Below are 22289 nucleotides of genomic sequence, written 5' to 3'. Positions count from 1 at the left end.
GTTGGTCAAGGGAAGGAACGGGTACATCCACGGTGAGTACGCAAAGCGTGAAGACGGCAATCCAGGTCATTGAGACAATCTCGCTGCACCAGCCCATCGGGCTTTCCGACATTGCCAAGCGGACCGGAGGGTCAAAGGCCACGGTCCTGCGCATGCTCGCGACACTCAAGGAGATGAATTGGGTGCAGCAAAGCGATACGCGGGACGCGGCCTGGTCGCTCTCGTTTCACGCGTATGCCGTGACCGCGCGTGCCGGTCTGGGCGTTGACCTGCGGGACATCGCCATCGGCCCGATGAACGGACTGCAACTGGACACCCGGGAAACGGTGCACCTGTGTGTCCCGGACGGAAAGTCGCTGGTTGTCATCGAGCGGCTGGACACCCCGCATGTGCTGCGCGCGTTCCTGGCGCTGGGAACCCCCATTCCCCTGCACGCGTCGGCAACGGGATTGGCCTTCCTGGGAGCCTCCACCGACGAGTTTGTCCGCGACGTCCTTGCAGGTCCGCTGGAGGGCGTCAGCGAGCAAACCGTCACCGACCCCGAGGGCGTGTGGAAACTGGTGCGGGAAACTCGGGAGCGCGGCTACGCCATCAACGAGGAGGGGTTGAGCAGCGGTATCACGTCGCTGGGGGCGCCCATCGTGAATTCCGCGGGAGTGCCGGTCGGCAGCGTATCGATTTCCGGGCCCTCGAGCCGCATCGAGCCCGCAAAGTATGAGGAGTACGGCACCGCCGTGGTGCGGACCGCTGGCGAAATCGGCGCGCTGTTGCGCGGTAGCCGCTAAGGACCCTGCACGCGCGCGATGCCGTCCAAAGTCCATATATATGCCTCCGGCCAGGCCTTCAGCAAGAAGACCTGGCCGGAGGATTGAAGGTCTACGCTACTTGCCGACCTTCGAGTACAGGGCGCGGACCGCTGCCTCGACGCCGGTGCTCAGCGTCGGTTCCATGACCGGGGCGAAGAAGGGCGAGTGGTTTGCCGGCGGGTGGCCGGCGGCCAGGGTCTTGGCGTCGTTGCCGCCGAAGAACCAGAACACCGAGGGCACGCCGATCGCCGCGGCGAGCGCACCGAAGTCCTCGCTGCCCATAACCGGCGAGCCCTGCAGGACGCGCTCCTCGCCGAACTCATCGCGGAATTCCTCGGCCAGCTTTTCGGTTTCGGCCGGGTCGTTGTAGAGCGGCGGGAAGTTGGAGATGTCCTCGATCAGTGGCTCGGATGCGCCGGAGGCCTCGGCCTCGGCGGCAATGATGCGCCGGATCGAGGTGAGGACGATGTCCCTGACCTCGGGCTCGAAGGTGCGCACGTTGATGGTGAACACGGCGCGGTCGGGGATGACGTTTTCCTTGAGCCCGGCGTGGAACGACCCGATGGTCAGCACGGCCGCGGACTGCGGGGCGACCTGGCGCGAGACAATGGTCTGCAGTCGCAGCACCATGGACGCGCCCAGCACGATCGGGTCAATGGAGTGCTCGGGCATCGAGCCGTGCGAGCCCTGGCCGAAGACGGTGACCTTGAAGGAGTCGGCGGTGGTCATAGCCGCTCCGCCCATCAGCGAGACGGTGCCGGTGAGCCCGTTCATCACGTGCTGGCCGAACATGATCTCCGGCTTCGGGGCCTTGTCCCAGAGCCCGTCCTCAACCATGGCGCGGGCGCCGGCGGCGGTTTCCTCGCCGGGCTGCAGCACGAAGACGATGGTCCCGGCCCAGGCGTCGGTGGCACCGGCGTAGAGCTCGGCAGTCTTCAGCGCGGTGGCCATGTGGGTGTCGTGGCCGCAGGCGTGCATGGTCGGAACCTCGGTGCCGTCATCCAGGAAACCAGTCGCGGTGCTGGCATAGTCGAGGCCGGTGTCCTCGAGCACCGGCAGCCCGTCGGTGTCGGCGCGCAGGCCGATGACCGGTCCCTCGCCGTTGCGCAGCACGCCGACCACGCCGGTGCCGCCGCAGCGGAACACCTCAAGCCCCAAATCATCGAGCCGCTTGGCCAGGTAGTCTGCGGTCTTGTGTTCCTGCATGGACAGCTCGGGGGTGGCATGCAAGTGCTTGTAGGTATCGCCCATTTCGGCCGCCGAAGCCGCGGACATTTTCAGGGACTGGGGAATCGTGGTGCTGGCCATGGGGCTGGGGGTTCCTTGCTTTGGGGTGGCGGCGGCACCGCAGGGTGCCGCCGCCGGTCAGTATTTTTACAGTGCGTGTTTCAGCGGGGTCGGTACGGTCGCCGGGGGTGCCGGTCAGTACACCGGACCCTCGGGGGTGGCGTCCACCGGGACGTCTTCCGGGGTGCCCAGGGTCTTGCGGTCGCGGAACACCCAGGCGAGGACGGCCGTGGCAATCACGGCAACGGCGGTGGAGAACAGTCCGAAGGGCTTGTAAAGCTGGGCGAAGAAGACCACGATGACCGAGACCACCAGCGCGATTACTGCCGAGCGCGGGGCCTTCTGGCTCACGATGGCCTGGACAACCACCGCGCCCATGACGGTCGGCAGGATGTAGAACTGAACTGTTTGGATGATGTCGACCGGGATCACGCTGACCAGCCACGTGCCCAGCAGGCCCACAAAGATGAACAGCGAGGCCAGGTGGACCGTGGCCGCGCCGCAAATGGCGGCGACCGAGGCCAGCTCGCCCTTGCGGGTGCCGGGCTTCACCCCGATGGTCGACTGGGCAATCATGGCCGCCGGCAGCAGCTTGTTGGAGATGTTGCCGATCATGAACGCCTGGTACATGGAGGAGGCGCCAAGGATCGGGAAGTAGGTCAACGGCTCGACAATCCAGATGACGCCGAAGACCGCGGCCAGGGCGGCGAAGGCCGTGATGATGCCGGAGAGTTCGATGTCGAGGCCGGCGAAGAAGACCAGGTAGGCAGGGGCGGCCAGGGAAAAGAACAGGCCAATGATCATGGTGATCCGGCCCCAGCGGGAAGTGGTCTTGTCAAAGGCGCCGAGCGCCTGGTGGATTTCTGTTGCATTGCTCATGATGTGCTCCTGGAAATCTTGGCGGCGGCTAGAGGCGGGTGGCGGCGTAGGTGATGGCCAAGGCCAGGATGATGGCAATGCCCAGCGCCCATTCCTTGATCCACGGCTTGTTGACCCGTTTGGCGACCACCATCAGGATGGTCATGATCGCGGCCGAGGAGACGAAGGCAACCACATGGAGCCACGACTTGGGCAGTTCGCCGATGCCCAGCACCATGAATGCGGCAACCATGGCAGCACCCGGGACGACCAGCATGATGGCCGGGTTGACCTTGCGCAACGCGGAATCGCCGCGCTTGAGCAACGGGGTGAGGATGAGGGTGGCGATCATCCACATGGCACCGCCGAGGCTCATGGCGGCCAAGGCCAGGCCGAAGACCGCCTGCGTGTATGTCGGGCCGCCGAGTTCCGCGCCCGCGGTTTTGGCGGCAATGGCGGCGGCGGCGGTTTCATAGGACACCGAACCGATCAGTCCGATGCGCACCAAGACAGCGGGGGTGCCGAAAATCGTCAGCAGTGCGACGGCGACAAGGACCACGGCAAGCGAGGGACCCAAAGCGGAAATGGCTCCGGCGCGGAAGCTTGTCTTCAGCTCGGCCTGGGACATCCCGATGTGAGGTGCGGCGACCCTGGCTGCCTTCATGTAGATGACGGACTGGACGATGATGACCAGGAATACACCGATGGCGCACGCCCAGAGGACCGGCGAATTGGCGAGGGCGAGGATGTCCGTGGAGTTGCTGTCCGCAACGGCGGGCAATATGGCAGGTATTTGCATGGGGGAGTTCTACCGTTCATCGAAGGGTTCAGTGCGGTGGGAGCGGGCCTCTGTTGTTGCCAGGTGCCACCGTGCCCGCTCTGTCCTGAACCTGAAAGTGAAACCGGTGCCCCATGGCACCGGCGTGCTTCGTCGGTGAACCACCTGTCCCGGCGGCTGCTCTCCAGAGTTTCCTCACGCGGCTGTTCTTGGTACCTGAGAGATTGCGGGTGCTTGCCCCTTCGGTGCCCGAGTGGTGTCCGGGACTCTCCAGCCGCGCGTGATCGGAAGACTATTCAGTTGTCGGCGGCTACTTGTCCGCTGGAAGCCAACAATACTTGACGTGGGTCACAGCGGCACTCTTTATTTCAGCCGACCGAACGGTCATGAATTTCTTTTTCCGATCCGGCAAGGAATGGCCTAGGGAGCGAGGGTGATTCCAGGTCGAAGTGAGGCTTTACAGCCACTTGGTTATTGTCTGTATTCCCATCCCTCCGTGCCAGTGGATAGCCTTGGGAAAACGGCAGGACTGCGCCCTTGGACCGAGCTGTTGGGCAGCGGGTGCCCGCTCCCGCTGCTGCCGCCCATCATCACGCCACACAGGAGTCCCGGAGGTTTCATCCATGTCAGCAAACAAGGACACCGTCAGGAAGTACATCGACGGATTCAACAAGTCGGACCACGCCCAGATCCTTTCCTGCCTTACCGAGGACATCGAATGGACGGTCTTCGGCCACTTTCGGCTCAGCGGCAAGGAAGCCTACAACGAGACGATCGAAAGCCCGGACTTCACTGGACCGCCGGTGCTGGACATCGTGCGCCTGGTCGAGGAAGACGACGTGGTGATGGCCGAACTGTCCGGCGAGGCACGCCGCGCCGACGGCGAGACCATGCGCATGAGCATGGCAGAGGTCTTCGTGATGCGCGATGCGTTGATCACCGAACGCCGTGCCTTCGTCATCGAGCTGACCGAGAACGACTACAAATAGGTGACGACGATTGACCTGCGCCTCGCGTAACGGGCCGCCGCTGCGCATCTGGGATAGGTTCTTAGGAGGGAAGCGGCACCCTTGATCGGGTTGCCCGGCGAGCAACGGGGACGGACAACTGGATGAGACTGCGTGAATACGTCGGTGCGGCACTGGACATCGTTTCGGGTGCACTGACTCCATTCATCGCCGACCACCTTGCCCGACAGAACCAAACCGCCGGCTGGACCGGTCTGCTGGACCGGCTCGAGAATGCACTGGGTGCCGAACAGCCCAGCATCCCCGCGGCATTGCCCGCGCAGTTGGGCAGGCTGATGACACCTCCCGGAGCAGCGGGGCACGTGATCACACTTTCGGCCGGGCAAGGGCAGCTGGCCGCCGGGCTGCGCGAAGTGGCCAACGACTGGGAATTGGGTGCCGGCTTTAATGCCGCTGCCGTCCAGCGGAGCCTGGCGACCTGTGCCCAATTCCTCCGGGCCCTGGACCTGGAACATCCGGCACGGCGCGTGGACGAGCTGGCCCTGGCCGCCGCGGATCACCTCGATGACCCGGAGGCCATGGAGGAACCCGCCTTCGATGCGGCGCCGGCGGGGAACGGTGGACGCGTCCGGATCGACATCGCGCACGGTCCTTCCATTAACTACGCCTCGGCCCACACCCATGCCCGCATCCTTGAACGCGTAGTACTCGAGAACCCCGGCCGGGAACCACGGTCGATACTGGTGACGGCCGTGGTGATGGCAGGCAACCTTCCGGTCTCCGCGGTGGCCGAGAGCCGCCTGGAATTGCCGCCCGGCGTCACGACCCTGCACGACCTGGATGTCGTGCTGGACCCGGCGGCCTTCGCCTCGATCGATACCCGCCGCCCGGGCAGGCTCATTGTCAGGGTGGCCGAGAACGGAAAACTTGTCGCCGAGGATTCGGGCGCGATCGAGCTGCTTCCGGCCGGTTACTGGCCGGGTGCGGGCACCCAGGCCAATGCCGAGCTTTTGGCCGCGTTCGTGCAGCCGCAGGATCCGCTGCTCACCGGAATTCTCGCCGAGGCCGGGGACCTGTTCCGTGCGCGCACCGGGGACGACTCGCTGGACGCCCGCCAGGGCGGCGCCCAGCGGGTCGACCAATCCGTCGAGTGCATCTTTGAGGTGATGTGCGCCCGTGGCATCCGGCTTGGCAATCCGCCCGCGGATTGGGACCTTGCCGATCTCGGGGGACAACACGTTCGCGCGGCCCAGGAGGTCCTCACCGGACGGCTCGGAACCGCCTTGGACACCACGCTGCTGTTCTCCGCGCTGCTCGAGCGCGTGGCCATCAACTCGGTCATCTGGCTGGTGCGCGGCCATGCGTTCCTGGCCTATTGGCGCATCCCGGACGGCGCGCTGCCCAGCAGCAGCCTCGATGCCGAGGGAGCCCGGTCGCTGGCGAACCTTGTCGACGCCGACCACCTGCGCATTGTGGAGACCACCGCGATCACCACCGACGGGCGCGCGCCCCTGGCTGAAGCCGCCGCCGAGACCAAGCTGGCCCACGCACAGCTTCCGTCGGCGGCCGCGTCGCTGCTCTACGCCATCGACATCCGGCAGGCGCGTCGCAGCGGCATCAGCCCGCTGCCGGCCCGCGGCATCTCGGAGTTCGGCAAGCCCGTCGTGGTCGAGTACCGGGCGGCAGCACCGGACACCCTCGAGCGTTTTTCCGGGAAAGGACCGAACGCCGCCAGGCTGCCCCGGCTCCCACCGGCCAGGCGGCGCCGCCGCGCATCGCCGCGTGGAAGAACGGGCTCCTGGATCTTTCCCTGCGCAACCGCCTGCTGAACTTCACCGAGCGTTCCCGGCTCCCGCTGGCGATCCCCGACTCCGTTCTCGCCGGGCTTGAGGACCTGGTCAACAACGGGCGGAGCATCGAGTTGCTGCCCGCCGACGAGATCGGCGCGCTCGAGAAGGAGAGATACACTTCGGGGCCTTTGCTTCCGGTCGAACGCCGGATCGAGCTGCTGCTGACCCGCGGCCGGGCCTACACGAAGCTCGATTCAGGACCCTACCTCACCCGGCTGCGCCGCCTGGCCAGCCAGGCCAAGCGGATCATAGACGAGAGCGGCGCCAACAACCTCTATTTGGCCCTGGGCTCACTGAACTGGTCGATGGACGGACGTGCCCTGCGCTCGCCGCTGTTCCTGGTGCCCGTCACCCTCCGCCCCGCGGGACGCGGCAAGCACTTCCGCCTGGAAATCGACGAGACCGGGGCCTCGGCCCCGAACTATTGCCTGAGCGAGAAGCTGCACGAGCAATTCAACCTGCGCATCCCCGGGTTCGAGGATCCGGTGCGCGTCGGCTCGGGAATCGACCTCGAATCCGCATTGGGCGCGCTGCGCGCCGCCCTGGCAGACGCCGACCTGCCCTTCCACGTGGAGGGAACGGTTGATTTGGCGATCCTGCAATTCGCCAAGTTCCGGATGTGGCGGGACCTGGACGAAAACTGGGAAACCTTCATGTCCGCGCCGCTGGTGCGTCACCTGGTGGACACCCCGACCAGCGAATTCACCGACCCCGCCGGGTCCGGCACCGGGCAGGACGTTGACCTGGACCAGCTCGCGGCCCGGCTCCCGGTCCCGGCGGATGCCTCCCAGCTGGAGGCGGTCGCCGCCGCGCACGCCGGGCACACCTTCGTCCTGGAGGGCCCGCCGGGCACCGGGAAGTCGCAAACCATCACCAACCTGCTGGCCCATGCCATGGCCAGGGGGCAGCGGGTGCTGTTCGTGGCCGAGAAGCGGGCGGCGCTCGAGGTGGTGAGCAAGCGGCTGAACGAGGTGGGCCTGGGCGAATTCGCCCTCGACCTGCATGACAAGGGATCCTCGCCAAACGCTGTGCGCGCCCAGATCAAGGCCTCCCTTGACCACCTGGTCTTCGCCGACACGGCGGGGATGGAACTGGCCTCCACCGACCTGTCCTCCTCCGTCCACCGATTGGCCGGGTATGCGCGGGACCTCCACGAGGAGAACCCCGCCGGCTACTCCGCCTATGCGGCGTACAACACCGCCCTGTCCATGGACCCGGCCATTGCCGCACTGCCCATCCCCGAACGCTTTGCCGCGCAGACAGACCCCGCCGCCGTTGACGAGGTACGCCAGGCGCTGGTGCGGCTTCCGGACACCGCGGGTCCGACCAGGCCGCGGGAAGAACATCCCTGGGGATTCATTGGCAGGCCGCTGGGTGGTGAACAGCAACAAGCCATACTCGATGCGGCGCAGGCCCTCGACCTGGCCCTGCACGGCGCCGGCACCCTGACGCGCGATCCGGGCGTGGCCGCCCTGGTGGATCGTGCCCCGGAACCCGAGGACCTGCGCTCCCTGGCCCGGCTGCTGGAAGCCGGGGTCCCGCTGCCGGTCCTCGAGGCCGCCGCGACGGAGGAGTGGCGCTCGCGCAGCGAGACGCTGCTGACCGAAGCCACCTCCCTGGTCCAGGACATGGCCTGGCTGCCGGAGGTCGTGGAGCCGTCGGTGCTTCAGATGGATCTTGCCCCGGTTCACGAGGCAGCCACCCTTGCCAACAGGTTCGGTTTCCTGGGGATCGGCCGGAAGAGGCGCCGCCTGCAGGTCATCGCCGAGCACTTCGGCCAGCGCTGGATCGGCGGCGAGGACACGGCGCAACATCTCGTGGCCAGCGTGGAGGGCATGATCGAGGCGCGGGCGCAGTGCGCCAAAATCGTCGCGGGCCTGGGCTCCCTGACCGGAATCACCCTGCCCGGGAACTGGAACCCCTTTGTCGACGGCGACATCGAATTGCTCGCGCAACAGCGGGAGAACCTGCTTCAGCTCTCTGACCTGTTCGCACATGCCGGAGGGGACCGGGAGTACGCGGCGTTGTTGCGCGAGGTCCTGGGACGAAACGCCCCCGCGGATCCGGTGCGTTCCGGGGAACTGGAACGGATCGCCGCAGCGTGGGACGCGCTGCGGAATTCAGTTCCGTCCGAATTGCGCGCCGGACACGCCTGGCCCGACACCGCCGGTTTCCTGGGCAGGTACCGGCGCACCGGCCAGGACCGGGGCACCGGGCGCACCGCCGAGCGCGGGCTCGAACGCTGGGTCACCTTTGTCGAGGCGCTTGAACCGCTGAAGTCCCACGGCCTCGGTGCGGCCTGGACGCAACTTGCCACCGGCTGGATCCCGGCCGAAGATGCGTTGCGCGGGTTCTTGCGCGGCACCGCCGAGTCGGCCCTGGCCGAACGGCTTGCCACCCACGGATTCGATGAATTCAGCACCGATGCCCAGGCGCGCGCCATCCAGCGATTCACCGACTCGTCGCGTCAGCTGCGCCGGCACGTGGCCAAGTCCCTGCCCGAGGCGATCACCCGCCAGCGTGCCCAGAAGCTGAAACAGGCCGAGAGCCGCGTTGGGGAGCTGGCCCGCCAGCTCGAACGCCGGCGCGGAGGGCTCAGCGTGCGCCAGCTCATGGACTCCTACGGCGACCTGGTCACCACCATCCTGCCCTGCGTGCTGGTCAGCCCCGACTCCGCCGCCCGGTTCTTCCCGCCGCGGGCCGGCGAGTTCGACATCGTGGTCTTCGACGAGGCCTCACAGATCCGCGTGGCCGACGCCATTGGCACCCTGGGCCGGGCCAGGTCCGCGGTCATCGTGGGGGATTCGAAGCAGATGCCGCCGAGCTCCTTCGCCGAGGTCTCGGTCGAGCCGGACGAGGATCCGGAATCGGGGCTGCCGGTGGCCGACGAGGAATCGATCCTGTCCGAGGCGGTCATGGCCCGGGTGGCCCGCCGCTGGCTGTCCTGGCACTACCGCAGCCAGGACGAATCGCTGATCGCCTTCAGCAACCGGCACTACTATGACGGCAAGCTCTCATCCTTCCCGTCCCCGCGCCACGGCGCCGCGCACGCGGGCCCCGACGGCTACGGCATTTCCCTGGTGCGGGTCGAGGGGACCTTCCACCGCACGGGGCCCGCCGAGGTGCTGCGCACCAACCCGGTGGAGGCCGGGCGCATCGTCGCGGAGATCAAGGAACGATTCGATGCCTCCCCGGTGTCCACGCCGTCCATCGGGGTGGTCACCTTCAACGCCCCGCAACGCGATTTGATCGAGGGCCTGCTGCGCGATGACCCGGACGAGCGCCTGGGTGCCGCGCTGGAAACGGACGACGAGGGATTGTTCGTGAAGAACCTGGAGAACGTGCAGGGAGACGAACGCGACGTGATCCTGTTTTCCACCGCCTTCAGCGCCAACGCACGCGGGCGGCTGCCGCTGAACTTCGGCCCGCTGAACAATGTCGGCGGCGAGCGCCGGCTGAACGTGGCCATCACCCGTGCCCGGCGCCAGGTCGTGGTGTTCTCCAGCTTCGACCCCGCTGACCTGCGGGCCGAGGACTCCTCGGCCCTGGGCATCAAGCACCTGCGCGCCTACCTTGACCTTGCCGCCGAGGGCACCCGCACGCTGGACAACGGGTCGGATTCGGCCGTGGCGCGGGACCGGCACCGCGAGCAGGTGGCGGCGGCGCTGGAGGAACGCGGCCACCTGGTGGCGACGAACGTGGGACTCTCGGACTTCAGGATCGATCTGACGGTTGCGGATCCCGCCCGACCGACCGAGCCGTTGCTGGCGATCCTGTTGGACAACGAGCCGTGGGCGCGGCGCCGGACCGTGGGGGACCGCGACGGCCTGCCGCAGGAAATCCTGCGCGGACTGCTGGGCTGGGAATCGGTCGCGCGAATCTGGCTTCCGGCCTGGCTGCAGGATGCCGGGGCTGTGCTGGACTCCCTTGATGCTGAGGTGGAAAAGGCGGGCAAGGCGCGTGCGGCGCGGGAAGCGGCTCCGGTCGCCACGCAATGCCCGGGCGAAGGCCCGGCATTGCGTGGCAGCCAGGACGGGGCGGCGGATGGGCGGCCGGAAGCCTATCCGGGCAAGGCCACCGCGTACAAGCCGTGGGACGTGCGCACGGTGGGGACACTCGGCGACCTTGACGAACTCAGGAGCGCGGCCGGCAAGAAGAAGGCAGCCGCGCTGCTGGGCGAGATCGCGGGGGCGGAATGGCCGATCCACGAAACACGGCTGGCGCGATTGGCCATCGGCGCCCACGAATCCGGCAGGGTGTCCGCGGCACGTGAAAAATCGATGTTGGCGGCTCTGCCGCGGAAGTCCTACACGGTTGATGCGGAGGGATTCATTTGGCCTTCCAGGCAGGAACCTGCCCGGTGGGTCGATTACCGCACGAATTTCGCGGCACATAATCTGGACATTGAGGACATCAGCCTCCGGGAAATCGCCAACGTGATGTGCGCCCGGGCGTCTCTGGCCGGGGAGTCCTGGGTCGACGAGCTCAAGCGCGAGGCCATGGGTGTCCTGGGATACGGACGCATGACGCAGAAGGTTTCATCGCGCCTGCAACAGGGGCTGGAACTGGCGGTCCGCGAACAGCGCCTGGAATCCGTTGCCGGCAGGATCCGCCTGGCTGGCTAAAACGCCGGTGAGGATGTGGCGGTACGGCACCGGGTGAGACGGCAAAGCACCCGGCGGCCATGGAGTTAGTGGCGGTTGCGAAACACCAGGGAATCCGCACACATCACAACGCATCCCGGTGGGGGCTTCAGCTCGAAGCCCCCACCGGGATGCGTTGTATATAGGTATTGGGAAGCAGCGAACCCTAGGCGTCGTGGTCCGTTTCCAGGATCGCGGCCAGGGTCTCGAGCACCGACTCGGCACCTTCGCCGTCGGCGCGCAGCACGACCTTGGTGCCGTGCTCGGCACCCAGGCCCATCAGCGAGAGGATGCTCGAGGCGTCCATCGCTTCATCGGCAGGCTCGCCCTCGCGGGCGATGGTGACCTCGAGGTCTTCGTTGCCGGCGGCCTCGGCGAAGATAGCTGCCGGACGGGCGTGCAGGCCGACGCGGCTGGCGATGGTTGCAATACGTTCTGCCATGGGGTTCTCCTTGGTGGTGTTTGGTTCAGTCGTTGATCCGGGACGGGCGGGGGTGTTTAGGCCGCGACGGGGGCTGCCTCTTCGACGGCAACCGCCTGCGGTGCGGCCTTGCGGACGAACTTCTTCAGCACGATCACCAGGATGGCCGAAACCAGCGTTCCAACGATCGTGGACACCAGGAACATCGGCCAGGTGTTGTTCATGGCGAAGAAGACGAAGATGCCGCCGTGCGGTGCCTGGGACAGGACGTGGAAGCCCATGATCATGGCGCCGGTGATGCCGCCGCCGACCATGGAGGCCGGGATGACGCGCAGCGGGTCCGAGGCGGCGAACGGAATCGCGCCCTCGGAGATGAAGGATGCGCCCAGCAGCCAGGCGGCCTTGCCGTTCTCGCGCTCGGCACCGGTGAAGAGCTTCGGCGAAATGACGGTGGCCAGGGCCATGGCCAGCGGAGGCACCATGCCGGCGGCCATGACGGCCGCCATGATCATCAGCGGGGCGGGGTTCTCGGCGATGGATGCGGCGCCCAGGCCGGCAACGGCGAAGGAGTAGGCGACCTTGTTCACCGGACCGCCCAGGTCCACGGCCATCATGAGTCCCAGGATCAGGCCCAGTGCCACGGCGGCGGTCCCGGTCATGCCCGAGAGCCAAGTGTTCAGTGCCTCGGTCAGCTTGGCGATGGGTCCGCCCAGCAGCAGGAACATCAGGCCGGAGGCGATGATCGAGCCCAGCAGCGGCACGATGACCACCGGCATCAGCCCGCGCAGCCAGCGCGGGACCTTCCACGAGGTGATCCAGCGGGCCGCCAGGCCGGCGAGCACGCCGCCGACGATGCCGCCGAGGAAGCCTGCGTCCATGAACACGGCAACGGCACCGGCGGTGAAGCCCGGGGCGATGCCCGGTCGGTCGGCGTAGGCGTAGGCGATGTAGCCCGCCAGCGCCGGGACCAGGAAGGCCATCGACAGGTTGCCGATCTTGAATGCCGCGGCGCCCAGGTAGGCCGCCAGGCCGGCATCGGGGAGGTTGAAGAGCGTGTTTTCGGCCAGGTAGGTGTCGGCGACCTCGGTGATCGCGTAGCCGCCGAGCAGGAAGCCGAGCGCCATGAGCAGGCCGCCGCCGGCGACGAACGGGATCATGTAGGACACGCCGGTGAGCAGGGCGCGCTTGAGCCCACGGCCGAAGGATTCCTTGGACGTGGACTCGCTCGTCTCCTCGGCGCCCGTGCCGGCCGGGACGCGGCGGGCCTTCGGGTCCTTCGAAGCGGCGATGGCATCGTTGATGAGTTTGGCCGGCTCGTCGATGCCGCGCTTGACCGGGACCTGGATCAGCGGCTTGCCGGCGAAGCGGGAGCGGTCGCGGACGTCCACGTCCACCGCGAAGATCACGGCGTCGGCGGCATCGATGACGGCCTTGGACAGCGGGGTGGAACCCGAGGAGCCCTGGGTTTCCACGGCGAACTCGACTCCGAGTTCCTCGGCGGTCTGGGCCAGGGAATCGGCTGCCATGTAGGTGTGGGCGATGCCGGTGGGGCAGGCGGTGACCGCGACGATGCGGGGCTTGCGTTCCGGGGCTGCTGCCTCGGCGGCCGGAGCCGCAGCTGGTGCCGCGGGTGCGCTCGAGGCAACGGCCGCAGCGGCGACCGCCGGATCATCGGAGAGCACTGCGGAAACCAGCTCCACGATTTCGTCTTCGCTGGTGGCGGCGCGCAAGGCAGCGGTGAAGGGCTTCTTCACCAGCGCGCGGGCCAGCTTGGAGAGCAGCTTCAGGTGCGTCTGGTCGGCGCCTTCCGGGGCGGCGATGAAGAAGACCAGGTCGGCCGGGCCGTCCTTGGCGCCGAAGTCCACTGCCGGGGCCAGCCGGGCCATGGCCAGGGTTGGCTCGAGCACCGCGGCGGAACGGCAATGCGGGATCGCGATTCCGCCGGGCACACCGGTGGCGGTCTTGGCCTCGCGGGTCTTGGCGTCGGCCGCCAGTGCGTAGGAGTCTGAGGTGCGGCCCTCGGCGGCGACCAGCGCGACCAGGTGCTCGATGACCTCGGTGGTGCTGGCGCCCAGATTGGCGTCGAGGCTGACAAGACCGCGATTAATGAGTTCGATCATGACATCGTCCTTGGGATCAGGGTCAGCTCTTCGACGCTCACGGCGTCGGGAGCCAGTTGGATGGGGGTGGGGATGGCGGAGCCCGGAAGGGATGCCGCGGCCGAGCCGTAGGCCACGGCGCAGGCCAGCCGCCCGGGGGCGGTTTCTCCTGCTTCATCTGCCAGCAGGTATCCGGCCAGGGCCGAATCTCCCGCGCCAACGGTGGAGCGCGGGGTGATCGGGGTGTGCGTGGCGTGCCAGGCGCCGTCGGCGTTGACCAGCACCGCGCCGTTGGCGCCAAGGGTGGCCAGCACGGTGCCGACCCCCCGGTCCAGCAGCGTCCGGGCCGCCGCGGCGGTGGCCGCGGGCGAATCCTCGAAGTCCTCGCCCGACCCCTGGCCGGCAAGCTCGGCCAGTTCCTCGGCATTGGGCTTGATGAGGTCCGGGAGCTGTTGCACATGCTCGGCGAACAACGCCCGAAGCGGTGCCTCGGAGGTGTCGACGGCGATCATCGGGGCCGCCTCGCCCAGGGCCTCGCGGACCGTGGCGACCAATTCCGCGTAGAAACCGGGTGCCGCGCCCGGCGGCAGCGAACCTGCCAGCACCAGCCACGAGGCGGAGCGGGAGGCGTCCACGACCACGCGCACGATCTCCGCGAGCACCGCGGTGTTCAGCACCGGGCCCTGTTCGTTGATCTTGGTGGTGGTGCCGTCCGGATCGGTGAGCGTGATGTTGGTGCGCAGCAGCGCCCCGATGTGCACCGAGCGGTGCTCCAGGTCATCTGCGACCAGCCGGCGCAGCAGCGGGTCGGTTTCCGCGCCGGGCAGCACCGCGAGGGTCTTGACGCCCGCGGATGCAACGGCGCGGGAGACGTTCACGCCCTTGCCGGCGGCCTGGGTGTGGCTGCCCAGGGAGCGCTGGACGCCGCCGTGGGCCAGCGGGGCACCGAGCTCGATGGTCGTGTCCAGCGCCGGATTCATGGTCAGGGTGACGATCATGCCAGCACCACCTCCACGTCGGCGGCCTCCAGGGCCGCGGCCAACTCTCCGGTCGGGGCGGCATCGGTGACCAGGGTGTCGATCGCATCGAGCTTTGCGAATTGCACGAGGGTGAGCCTTTCGAATTTGGAGGAGTCGGCGAGCACGATGACGCGTTGGGCGCTGGAGACCATGGCGGTCTTGACCGTGGCTTCCATGGGATCAGGGGTGCTCAGTCCGAAGTTCGAGTGCAGGGCGTTGGTGCCGATGAACGCAATGTCGGCGCTGAGACGGGAGAACTGGTCTACGGTTCCGGCCCCCGTGGCGGCGCTGGTCAGCCCGCGCACCCGGCCCCCGATGAGTTCCAGGGGGATCTGCGGGTTGGCCGCGATGCGGGCGGCGATCGGAAGCGCGTGGGTGATCACCAGGGCGGGGGTGTTGGCGGGGATCTGGGCGATCAGCCCGGCCAGGATCTCGGTGCTGGTTCCCGCGTCCAGCATGACCGAGACGCCGTCGCCTGGCAGCAGCAGGTGCGCCGCCCGGGCAATGCGGCCCTTGGCGTCGGCATGGATGGTGGTCCGCTCGCTGTGGCTTTCCTCCCGCGTGCTGGCGGCAAGCGTGGAAACCGCGCCGCCGTGGACCCGGCGCAGCGTGCCCTCGGACTCGAGCTGGGCCAAATCCCGTCGCACGGTCTCTCGGGTGATCTCGAAGCGTGCCGAAAGCTCGGCGACGGTGACCTTCCCGTTTCCGGCGATCATCTCGGTGATCAGGCGGTGCCGCTCTTCGGCAAACATTGCTTCCTCGCATCCAGTGACGTGCCACACATGAATCTGTGTTTGAATGACTTTATGCCCGTTTGTGTGGCAACGTCAAGTGGATTGCCGGGGAAGATTTGGTATTGCCTGTCTTTGTCTGCGCTTCGTAGCCAAGCGGGCGATCGGAGCGCGGGAGCGACCCCGGTGCCTAGGGGCGATAATCTCGTGCGGCAAGGTTGCCCTGAACGGTGCGAGATTCCACGTGCTAGGTATCAAATCCGTCTTCGCGGTGCGCTCCGCGCCGGGTCGCAACGACGGTGCCAAACGACATGCATGTCGTGGAGCAATCCCTCGACGATATTCGCGGGTATCGGGGCCACGCCGTTACATCCCCCTATCGATCAGCGGCCCTCCGGCCGATGATGGAGGGCCCAGGAAATTGATGAGGGCTTCAAGCGTGGACTTCGGGTCGCGCAGCTCGCACTCCCACAACACGATCGTCTCCCAACCCAGCGCTCGCAGGGCCGCAGTGTTTTGCTGGTCCCGTTCGTGGGTGCGGCTGCGCTTGTCCGCCCAGAACTGCGCGTTGGTCGCAGGCGCATGCTGCCCGGCGGGGCAATCGTGCAGGTGCCAGAAGCACCCATTGACAAACACGACCTGGCGACGAGCGGGAAAGACGATGTCCGGGGCGCCGGGGAGCCTGCCGCCGCGCAGCGGTGTCTCGGGATTCTCTCGCTTCAGCTTCTCGAGTGTTCCACGTGGAATGCGGCCGTGTAGCCGGTAACGGTATCCGGCGGCGTGGAGCAGCTTTCGCACGGATAGCTCGGGCTTCGTATCCTTTCCGCGGATCTTGCCCATGAGTTGCGAGCGCGCTTGTTCGGACATGCTGTCCATGTCTTGATTGTGCACCCGCTGCTCCTGAAAGGGCACGATCAGGCGTCAGCGGAAATTTTTTTCTTGCTGCCGCCGCCATCGTTGCCGCCGTTTTCCTTCACATTCCAAGGACGGTCTCCTTGGCCGTTGTGGATTCGCAACTTTGGCCAAACAGGAACCCGGACATGCCCTACATTCTGTTGCGCCAGCCCGAAGACGCATGGTTTTGGACAAAAGCTGTCAATTTCGACAGCTAACCTACTCGTGGGTATTCCTCGAATTTTGGGTTCGGTTTCCTTTCATAAATTTTTGGGGTCCAGAATATTCGGCCTCGAAAATGTTAGCCAAAAGTCTCTAGGCGCTGTTTGAAGCATGTGTTTGACTGTTCTCCTCCAGTGCCTCGGCACACACTTTTGAAGGTGGCAATGACGCCACCGGACAGGAAAAAACGTGCAAGTATCGTACGTAAGTCAGAATCCCAAGGGCCGATCCATGAGCAGGACGGTAGCCGCGCTTCTTCTCGCGGGCGCCCTGATCGGTGGAACAGCATCCACGGCAACCTCTGCCCCGCTGTCCGAAACCGATTCGGTCGACATGAAGAAGATCTCTTCGACTCAGGCCGAAGCGGCAATGAACTACTGGACACCCCAGCGAATGAAGGACGCCAAGCCCGCCGATAGCCTTACCCGCGGCAAATCGGCGTCGAACGCCCTGCTTGATATCGGTGAATCAACCAAGATCGCCGGGCGAAGCGCAAGCAAGGCAAAAACGACTGCAAGCAAACCGGTCAAGAACGTGGCCGAGACACCCGTGTCCCACATAGGAAAGGTGTTCTTCACCTTGGGTGGAGCGAACTACGTATGTTCCGGAAACGCCGTTGTCGCCGCAAACGAGGCGACCGTCTCGACCGCGGGCCACTGTGTCAACGAGGGGCCGGGCGCATTCGCAACGCGTTGGGTTTTTGTTCCTGCCTATGAAAACGGCAGCGCTCCCTATGGGTCTTTCGCGGCAACTGAGCTTGTCGCTCCGACGCAATGGACGCAAGGCGGGGACATCACCTACGACACGGCCTTCGCTGTGGTCTCGGACCAGAGCGGCGTGAGCCTGGCAGATCAGGTCGGTGCCTCCGGCGTCGCCTTCAACCAGGCCAGGGGACTGACCTACACCGCCTTTGGCTATCCGGCCGCACGGCCATTTGACGGGGAGACCCTGCAGTCATGCAGTGGAGCCGCGAGCGACGATCCGTACGGGCAGACGCAGTCGCAGGGAATTCCGTGCAACATGACCGGTGGTTCTTCCGGCGGGCCATGGTTCCTGGGTGGATCGGATGGGTTCCAGAACTCCGTGAACAGCTTCGGCTACGGAGGAATCCGCAATACGATGTTCGGCCCATACTGGGGCTCGGTCATTGAACAGGCATACCAGAGCGCACAAAACTAGTAGTCCAAACGGTGGGTGGAATGCCATGATGGCATTCCACCCACCGTCGTTTGAGGACGTGCAACATGGAACCCAGCGATAACACGAAAAACGAATCGCAGGGCATTGAACCTTCTGTCTCCAAGCTGAATGCGACGCCTGAAGAGCAATTGGCATATTTCACGGAGGAACGACGAAAAACTGCGGTGCCCCGGGAAATCGAATTGCCGGATCCGGAAAAATTGAACGACGAGGATTGACCTGGTTGGTGAATCCGCACGTGCAAATTCTCGAAATCCGTCGTTAAAGGTTTGAGCACCGGCCGGAAGATTCGGGGGACAAATCGTGTTTCCAACCGGTGCTCGCATCACTCGCACCTACATGAGGTAATACCGACTCTATGGTTCGAGCCTATGAATCTCTTGTGTCGGGCCATGGTGTTGGGTGTGAGAAGTCACCGCGAGCTGTTCACACGCCGGGTCAGTCCTCAACTCGCACGATGATTCGGCTGCCCCAGGGGTCGTTGGTGGCCAGAGACAGGTTGCCGAGCTCGTGCGGGATCTGGTTCGCGGTAAGGCGGGCGGCGATGGCGTCCAGTTCGGCATCATCGGCCACCTGGAGAGAGACGACGCGCAGGCCGAGGCTTTCCGGGCGTTTGCCCGCTCCGGATGAGGACCAGGTGTTGACGGCAAAGTGGTGGTGGTACCCATTGGCCGCCAGGAAAATGGCGCCTTCCGAACGGGCCGTCACGGCGAATCCGAGCCCGTCTTCGTAGAATTCCTCGGCCTGCCGCAGGTCGCCGCCGCGCAGGTGCACATGCCCCATCGACATAGTCGTGGCGCGGGCAGCGGGAGCACGGTTTCCAAGGTGCTCGGCGATGAAGGCATTCGGCTCCAGCGCCGCCGAACCCATCGTGACGAGTCCGTCGTTCCATTCCCAAGTGTCCTCGGGAGTATCAACATAGAGCTCGACGCCGTTTCCCTCGGGGTCGGCGAAGTAGAAGGCCTTGCTCACCTTGTGGTCGCTGGAACCTTGGAACGAGGCAGGCGCCTGTTTCGCGGTGCGCAGCACGGAAGCGGCCAGCTCGGCCTCGTCCGGGAAAAGGAATGCGGAGTGGTAGAGCCCGGCCTGAGTGTAGTCATCGGGCGCAGCATCGGGGGAATCGGCCGCGATCAGGCGGAAGAGCTCGGTGTCCTCGGTGCCCAGGACAACGTCATCCTCGTCGCTGCTGATGGTGGTGAGGCCCACTCTTTCGGTGTAGAAGCGGTGGAGCCCGTCGAGGTCGGACGTCACCAATTCGACGGGACCCATCCGCAGTCCGGGGCCCAGCGCGCTGGGCGAGGGGCCGTCTTCGGCCTCGGGGGTCGTGCCGCAGGCCGCGAGCACGAATGCAAGGGCCGCCAGGATCGCAGCGATCACCCACCGCGTGGGTCGAATGCGGTCGGCGCTGCGCGCTGCGGTGTTGCCCATGATGAAGTCCCCGTCGTTGTCGAAAAGAATTAAAGTTGACGATTCAACTAAATTCTAGCCCATGGGGTGAAGTCGTGGCTGGCCCGGCGTCCTGGACGATTAAGCGGCGACGCTATACGCCACGGGGCGGGGCTTCCGAAGCAGGAGTGCGAGCGCCACCAGTGAGAGGACTATGACCAATGCCGCATACCCGTTGACGAGGTTCTGCAGGCCGAGCGTGGGAATGAGCAGTCCCGCGACCAGCGTCGGCACACCGAACGCCATATAGGTGACCTGATAGAGCGACGCGAGTGTACCGCCGCGTTGAAGGGGCGGGAGCAATTCGAGCACCGAGAGAAGTCCACCCTGAAACCCCGCACCGAAGCCGATTCCGCCGATGGCGCTGGCGGCGAAGAAGAGCCACGCACTTTCCAGCGCCCCCGCTGCGGCAATTGCTGCAACCCCAAGGATGAGTGCAGATGCTCCGATGGCCATGACCTCGCTGTTGACCCTGAAGCTGAGCACCTGCATTTGGAGAGTAAGTGCAAGTCCACCGGAGGGAATTCGTTATGCGGCCGCGGAGAATCGGAGTCGACAGGGCGTTGTCCCAACGGCGAAGTCGCCGTTAAAGGTTTGAGCACCGGCCGGAAGATTCGGGGGAATGAATCGTTGATCCAGCCGGTGCTCGCATCACTCGCACCTTCATGAGGTAGTTATGACTCTATGGTCCGACCCTATGGATCCGATGTGCCTGGCCATGACGTTGGGTGTGAAGAACGTTGTCAGTCAATGCATTGTCGCCGGGTACATGAATTCTTGACACGCCCCGCGGCTTGCCGTCCTCAGCGGCGGTGAATCGACTTGTAGCTCAAATAGGCTGCCAGGCCCTCGGGACCGTATTCGGTGCCCAGCCCCGAGTCATTGCGGCCGCCGAAGGGCGCGGCATGGTTGGACGCGAAGAAGTTGATGCCGACGCTTCCGGTGTCCATGCGCTCTGCCGCGGCCTGCGCCGCCACGGTGTCGGCGCCAAAGACGATGCCGCCCAAGCCGAACTCGGTGTTGTTCGCCAGTGCAATGCCTTCATCGATTCCGTTGTAGCGCAGGATCGAGACCACGGGTCCGAAGATTTCCTCCCGGGAAATCCGCATCCCGGGCACCACGTCCGCAAACACGGTGGGGGCGACAAAATATCCGGCGTCCAGGTCCCCGCCCAGCCGGGCCTTGCTGCCGCCGGTGGTGGCGCGGGCTCCTTCGGCGCGACCCGACTCGATGTACTCGAGCACGGTCCGGTACTGGCTGGCGGTGGCTGACGGGCCAAACACCGTGGCCGGATCCAGCGGGTCCCCCTGGGGTGCGGCGGAAATGGTGGACGTGACCAGGTCCACGACCTCGTCGTAGCGTTGGGAAGGGGCCAGGATGCGCGTGGAAATGTAGCAGGTCTGCCCGGTGTTGCGCATGCAGGAACGAATGAGAGTGTCGCCCATGGCGCCCAGATCCGCATCCGGCAGCACCAACGCGCTGGACTTGCCTCCCAATTCGAGGGTGACCGGGCGCAGCAGCTCACCGCAGGCCGCGGCGATCTTGCGGCCCACCGGCGTGGAGCCGGTAAAGGCGACCTTGTTGATCTTGGGATGACGCACCAGCGCGTCTCCCAGGCGGCCGGACCCGGTGACCAGATTGGCCACGCCCGCCGGAACACCGGCGGCAGCCAACCCATCCATGATGATCCTGAAGGACAACGGCGTGGGGGAGGCCGGCTTCATCACCACGGTGCACCCGGCCAGCAGCGCGGGCGCCAGCTTGATGACCATCAGGTTGATCGGGAAGTTCCACGGGGCAATCAACCCGCAAACGCCCACAGGGTCCCGGCGCACCAGGGACTCGCCCAGGCCGTTGGGGAAGGGACGGACGTCCTCGGATTCCAGCAGCGAGGCCAGCGAGGCAAAGTATCGGAAGATGCTGGCGGCATTTGCCGCCGCGCCCTTGGTCTCGGAGACCGGCGAGCCATTTTCCAACGTGTTGGTCAGCGAAAGCTCGGTGGAGCGCGCCTCGATCTGATCGGCAACGCGCAGCAGCACGGCCGCCCGCTGGGAGGGCGACAGCCGCGGCCAGGGACCCGAGTCGAAGGCAGTTCGCGCCGCGTCCACCGCCTTCTCAAGGTCCTCGGTGGTGCCGTCGGCGACCGAACCCCACACCAACCCGGTGGCCGGGTCGGTGACGTCGTTTCGGGCGCTACCCGTTGAGGCAACCCACTGGCCGTCAATGAAATGGGTGTCAACGTAGCGGTAGGGCAGGGCCAGGGCCGCGCGCGCGGCAGCGGCGCCTGGCTGATGCTGGAGGTGTTGCTGTTGCGTGCTCATCGCAGCACCGCCGTCTGCAACAGGGCGCGGGAGCGGTCCAGGTCGGTGGTTGCCATGTCCACCGCGGCGTGGGTGATGAGCTCGGGGATGATCTCGGTCTCCAGCCGATCCGTGTACACGGCCGGGTTCTGCGAGAACCAGCCGGCGGCCAGCGCGATGCCGGCGTGGTCGAAGCGCCAGAGCCGGTCGGCGTCGCGCATCAGCGCGTCCTCCAGGGAGTGTGCCACCGGGCGGGTGTCGTGCCCGTCGATAATGGCGCAGACCGCCTCGATGAACCCGGGCTCGTAGCCCAGCGGGGGCAGCACGCGGCGGGCCACGTCGCAGCCCAGGCGTTCGTGCTCAAAGCGGATGCCGGCCTTGCGCCAGTCGCCGCGGAAGCCCTCGGAGATGATCTTGGTTTCATCCACGTGCGCCCACCCGGTGTCGTGCAACAGGGTGGCCACGAGCACCAGCTCGCGGTTCGCTTCCGGGTAGGCGTCGCACAGGCGGCGGGCGAAGGCCAGGGAAATTGGCAGGTGGATGTCGTTGCCGCGGGCACGGGACTCGGGAACCACCGCGGCCCAGAGCGGGAGCAGGTCCGCCTCGATCCCCGGGGTGAGGCAAATCGGGCTGGTGTCCACCTTCCCGGGGGCGGGAATGGGGCGTTGCGGATAGGCAGCGGCGAAGGCGGCGCCGGGATCGGTGTCGGTCAGGGTGTTCATGGCGCGTGCGGCTCCTTGCGTCAGGGCAGAGTAGGTGGGGGAGGG

The 22289-nt window shown here is 66.1% G+C and carries 18 protein-coding genes and 1 riboswitch; of the genes, 6 read left to right on the top strand and 12 right to left on the bottom strand.

Going from position 1 to position 22289, the window contains the following annotated elements:
* Positions 1 to 32: 32 nt before the first annotated feature.
* Positions 33 to 785 carry an IclR family transcriptional regulator gene (locus AC6CHY_RS01990; protein WP_217387242.1) on the top strand — a complete coding sequence of 251 codons (753 nt, stop codon included), beginning with the start codon at positions 33 to 35 and terminating at the stop codon, positions 783 to 785.
* Between the two features lie 96 nt (positions 786 to 881).
* Here the strand turns inward: AC6CHY_RS01990 and AC6CHY_RS01985 are convergent, their stop codons facing one another.
* The 3 genes from AC6CHY_RS01985 to AC6CHY_RS01975 all read right to left on the bottom strand — a co-directional run bounded on the left by AC6CHY_RS01985 (position 882) and on the right by AC6CHY_RS01975 (position 3750).
* Positions 882 to 2114 (bottom strand): amidohydrolase, encoded by a 1233-nt coding sequence (locus AC6CHY_RS01985; RefSeq protein WP_498225245.1) that lies wholly within the window; start codon positions 2112 to 2114, stop codon positions 882 to 884.
* Between the two features lie 114 nt (positions 2115 to 2228).
* Positions 2229 to 2972 carry a hypothetical protein gene (locus AC6CHY_RS01980; protein ID WP_217387244.1) on the bottom strand — a complete coding sequence of 248 codons (744 nt, stop codon included), beginning with the start codon at positions 2970 to 2972 and terminating at the stop codon, positions 2229 to 2231.
* 28 nt (positions 2973 to 3000) lie between these two features.
* Complete coding sequence (locus tag AC6CHY_RS01975; RefSeq protein WP_217387245.1) at positions 3001 to 3750, bottom strand: DUF5058 family protein; 750 nt, start codon at positions 3748 to 3750, stop codon at positions 3001 to 3003.
* Between the two features lie 172 nt (positions 3751 to 3922).
* Positions 3923 to 4013: riboswitch (glycine riboswitch) on the bottom strand.
* A gap of 339 nt (positions 4014 to 4352) precedes the next feature.
* Between AC6CHY_RS01975 and AC6CHY_RS01970 the strand changes: the two genes are divergently transcribed.
* The 3 genes from AC6CHY_RS01970 (at position 4353) to AC6CHY_RS01960 (ending at position 11172) form a co-directional block, all read left to right on the top strand.
* Positions 4353 to 4718, top strand: a complete 366-nt coding sequence (locus AC6CHY_RS01970) for a nuclear transport factor 2 family protein (RefSeq protein ID WP_498225244.1) — start codon at positions 4353 to 4355, stop codon at positions 4716 to 4718.
* Positions 4719 to 4840: 122 nt separating this feature from the next.
* Positions 4841 to 6526, top strand: coding sequence for a hypothetical protein (locus tag AC6CHY_RS01965; RefSeq protein ID WP_498225243.1), 1686 nt, complete (start codon positions 4841 to 4843; stop codon positions 6524 to 6526).
* A complete protein-coding gene (locus AC6CHY_RS01960; protein ID WP_498225347.1) occupies positions 6472 to 11172 on the top strand; it encodes a DUF4011 domain-containing protein in 4701 nt (1566 codons plus the stop codon). The genes AC6CHY_RS01965 and AC6CHY_RS01960 overlap by 55 nt, the downstream gene beginning before the upstream one ends.
* 184 nt (positions 11173 to 11356) lie before the next feature.
* On the opposite strand, the gene AC6CHY_RS01955 is transcribed toward AC6CHY_RS01960, so the two are convergent.
* The 5 genes from AC6CHY_RS01955 to AC6CHY_RS01935 form a co-directional block, all read right to left on the bottom strand.
* Positions 11357 to 11632, bottom strand: coding sequence for an HPr family phosphocarrier protein (locus AC6CHY_RS01955; protein WP_217387268.1), 276 nt, complete (start codon positions 11630 to 11632; stop codon positions 11357 to 11359).
* A 56-nt stretch (positions 11633 to 11688) separates the two neighbouring features.
* Positions 11689 to 13731, bottom strand: coding sequence for a PTS fructose transporter subunit IIABC (locus AC6CHY_RS01950; RefSeq protein ID WP_498225242.1), 2043 nt, complete (start codon positions 13729 to 13731; stop codon positions 11689 to 11691).
* The gene (locus tag AC6CHY_RS01945; protein WP_498225241.1) at positions 13728 to 14708 is read right to left on the bottom strand and encodes a 1-phosphofructokinase family hexose kinase; all 981 of its coding nucleotides are present in this window, start codon (positions 14706 to 14708) and stop codon (positions 13728 to 13730) included. The genes AC6CHY_RS01950 and AC6CHY_RS01945 overlap by 4 nt, the downstream gene beginning before the upstream one ends.
* Positions 14705 to 15481, bottom strand: a complete 777-nt coding sequence (locus AC6CHY_RS01940; RefSeq protein WP_498225240.1) for a DeoR/GlpR family DNA-binding transcription regulator — start codon at positions 15479 to 15481, stop codon at positions 14705 to 14707. Before AC6CHY_RS01940 ends, AC6CHY_RS01945 begins: the two co-directional genes overlap by 4 nt.
* Before the next feature lie 345 nt (positions 15482 to 15826).
* A complete protein-coding gene (locus AC6CHY_RS01935) occupies positions 15827 to 16336 on the bottom strand; it encodes a very short patch repair endonuclease (RefSeq protein ID WP_217387272.1) in 510 nt (169 codons plus the stop codon).
* 471 nt (positions 16337 to 16807) lie between these two features.
* On the opposite strand from AC6CHY_RS01935, the gene AC6CHY_RS01930 reads away from it, so the two are divergent.
* Positions 16808 to 17755 carry a trypsin-like serine peptidase gene (locus tag AC6CHY_RS01930; protein WP_254455734.1) on the top strand — a complete coding sequence of 316 codons (948 nt, stop codon included), beginning with the start codon at positions 16808 to 16810 and terminating at the stop codon, positions 17753 to 17755.
* A 65-nt stretch (positions 17756 to 17820) separates the two neighbouring features.
* On the top strand, positions 17821 to 17994 hold the full coding sequence (locus AC6CHY_RS01925; RefSeq protein WP_498225239.1) for a hypothetical protein: 174 nt from the start codon (positions 17821 to 17823) through the stop codon (positions 17992 to 17994).
* 220 nt (positions 17995 to 18214) lie between these two features.
* On the opposite strand, the gene AC6CHY_RS01920 is transcribed toward AC6CHY_RS01925, so the two are convergent.
* The 4 genes from AC6CHY_RS01920 to AC6CHY_RS01905 form a co-directional block, all read right to left on the bottom strand.
* Complete coding sequence (locus AC6CHY_RS01920; protein WP_498225238.1) at positions 18215 to 19204, bottom strand: VOC family protein; 990 nt, start codon at positions 19202 to 19204, stop codon at positions 18215 to 18217.
* 99 nt (positions 19205 to 19303) lie between these two features.
* On the bottom strand, positions 19304 to 19714 hold the full coding sequence (locus AC6CHY_RS01915) for a hypothetical protein (RefSeq protein ID WP_498225237.1): 411 nt from the start codon (positions 19712 to 19714) through the stop codon (positions 19304 to 19306).
* 311 nt (positions 19715 to 20025) lie between these two features.
* Complete coding sequence (locus AC6CHY_RS01910) at positions 20026 to 21543, bottom strand: aldehyde dehydrogenase family protein (RefSeq protein WP_498225236.1); 1518 nt, start codon at positions 21541 to 21543, stop codon at positions 20026 to 20028.
* Positions 21540 to 22244, bottom strand: coding sequence for an HD domain-containing protein (locus tag AC6CHY_RS01905; RefSeq protein WP_217387278.1), 705 nt, complete (start codon positions 22242 to 22244; stop codon positions 21540 to 21542). Before AC6CHY_RS01905 ends, AC6CHY_RS01910 begins: the two co-directional genes overlap by 4 nt.
* Positions 22245 to 22289: the final 45 nt, after the last annotated feature.

This window comes from Paeniglutamicibacter sp. GQ140, assembly GCF_059759235.1.
The sequence above is the reverse complement of the archived record's forward strand: the minus strand, read 5'-3'. Positions and strand labels throughout refer to the sequence as shown.

What these genes read in the sequence shown, in the direction of transcription:
- AC6CHY_RS01985 (WP_498225245.1), bottom strand. Translation starts at nt 2,114, where the DNA reads ATGGCCAGCACCACGATTCCCCAGTCCCTGAAAATGTCCGCGGCTTCG.
- AC6CHY_RS01930 (WP_254455734.1), top strand. Translation starts at nt 16,808, where the DNA reads ATGAGCAGGACGGTAGCCGCGCTTCTTCTCGCGGGCGCCCTGATCGGT.
- AC6CHY_RS01910 (WP_498225236.1), bottom strand. Translation starts at nt 21,543, where the DNA reads ATGAGCACGCAACAGCAACACCTCCAGCATCAGCCAGGCGCCGCTGCC.
- AC6CHY_RS01935 (WP_217387272.1), bottom strand. Translation starts at nt 16,336, where the DNA reads ATGGACAGCATGTCCGAACAAGCGCGCTCGCAACTCATGGGCAAGATC.
- AC6CHY_RS01975 (WP_217387245.1), bottom strand. Translation starts at nt 3,750, where the DNA reads ATGCAAATACCTGCCATATTGCCCGCCGTTGCGGACAGCAACTCCACG.
- AC6CHY_RS01925 (WP_498225239.1), top strand. Translation starts at nt 17,821, where the DNA reads ATGGAACCCAGCGATAACACGAAAAACGAATCGCAGGGCATTGAACCT.
- AC6CHY_RS01920 (WP_498225238.1), bottom strand. Translation starts at nt 19,204, where the DNA reads ATGGGCAACACCGCAGCGCGCAGCGCCGACCGCATTCGACCCACGCGG.
- AC6CHY_RS01965 (WP_498225243.1), top strand. Translation starts at nt 4,841, where the DNA reads ATGAGACTGCGTGAATACGTCGGTGCGGCACTGGACATCGTTTCGGGT.
- AC6CHY_RS01940 (WP_498225240.1), bottom strand. Translation starts at nt 15,481, where the DNA reads ATGTTTGCCGAAGAGCGGCACCGCCTGATCACCGAGATGATCGCCGGA.
- AC6CHY_RS01905 (WP_217387278.1), bottom strand. Translation starts at nt 22,244, where the DNA reads ATGAACACCCTGACCGACACCGATCCCGGCGCCGCCTTCGCCGCTGCC.
- AC6CHY_RS01915 (WP_498225237.1), bottom strand. Translation starts at nt 19,714, where the DNA reads ATGCAGGTGCTCAGCTTCAGGGTCAACAGCGAGGTCATGGCCATCGGA.
- AC6CHY_RS01945 (WP_498225241.1), bottom strand. Translation starts at nt 14,708, where the DNA reads ATGATCGTCACCCTGACCATGAATCCGGCGCTGGACACGACCATCGAG.
- AC6CHY_RS01980 (WP_217387244.1), bottom strand. Translation starts at nt 2,972, where the DNA reads ATGAGCAATGCAACAGAAATCCACCAGGCGCTCGGCGCCTTTGACAAG.
- AC6CHY_RS01970 (WP_498225244.1), top strand. Translation starts at nt 4,353, where the DNA reads ATGTCAGCAAACAAGGACACCGTCAGGAAGTACATCGACGGATTCAAC.
- AC6CHY_RS01950 (WP_498225242.1), bottom strand. Translation starts at nt 13,731, where the DNA reads ATGATCGAACTCATTAATCGCGGTCTTGTCAGCCTCGACGCCAATCTG.
- AC6CHY_RS01955 (WP_217387268.1), bottom strand. Translation starts at nt 11,632, where the DNA reads ATGGCAGAACGTATTGCAACCATCGCCAGCCGCGTCGGCCTGCACGCC.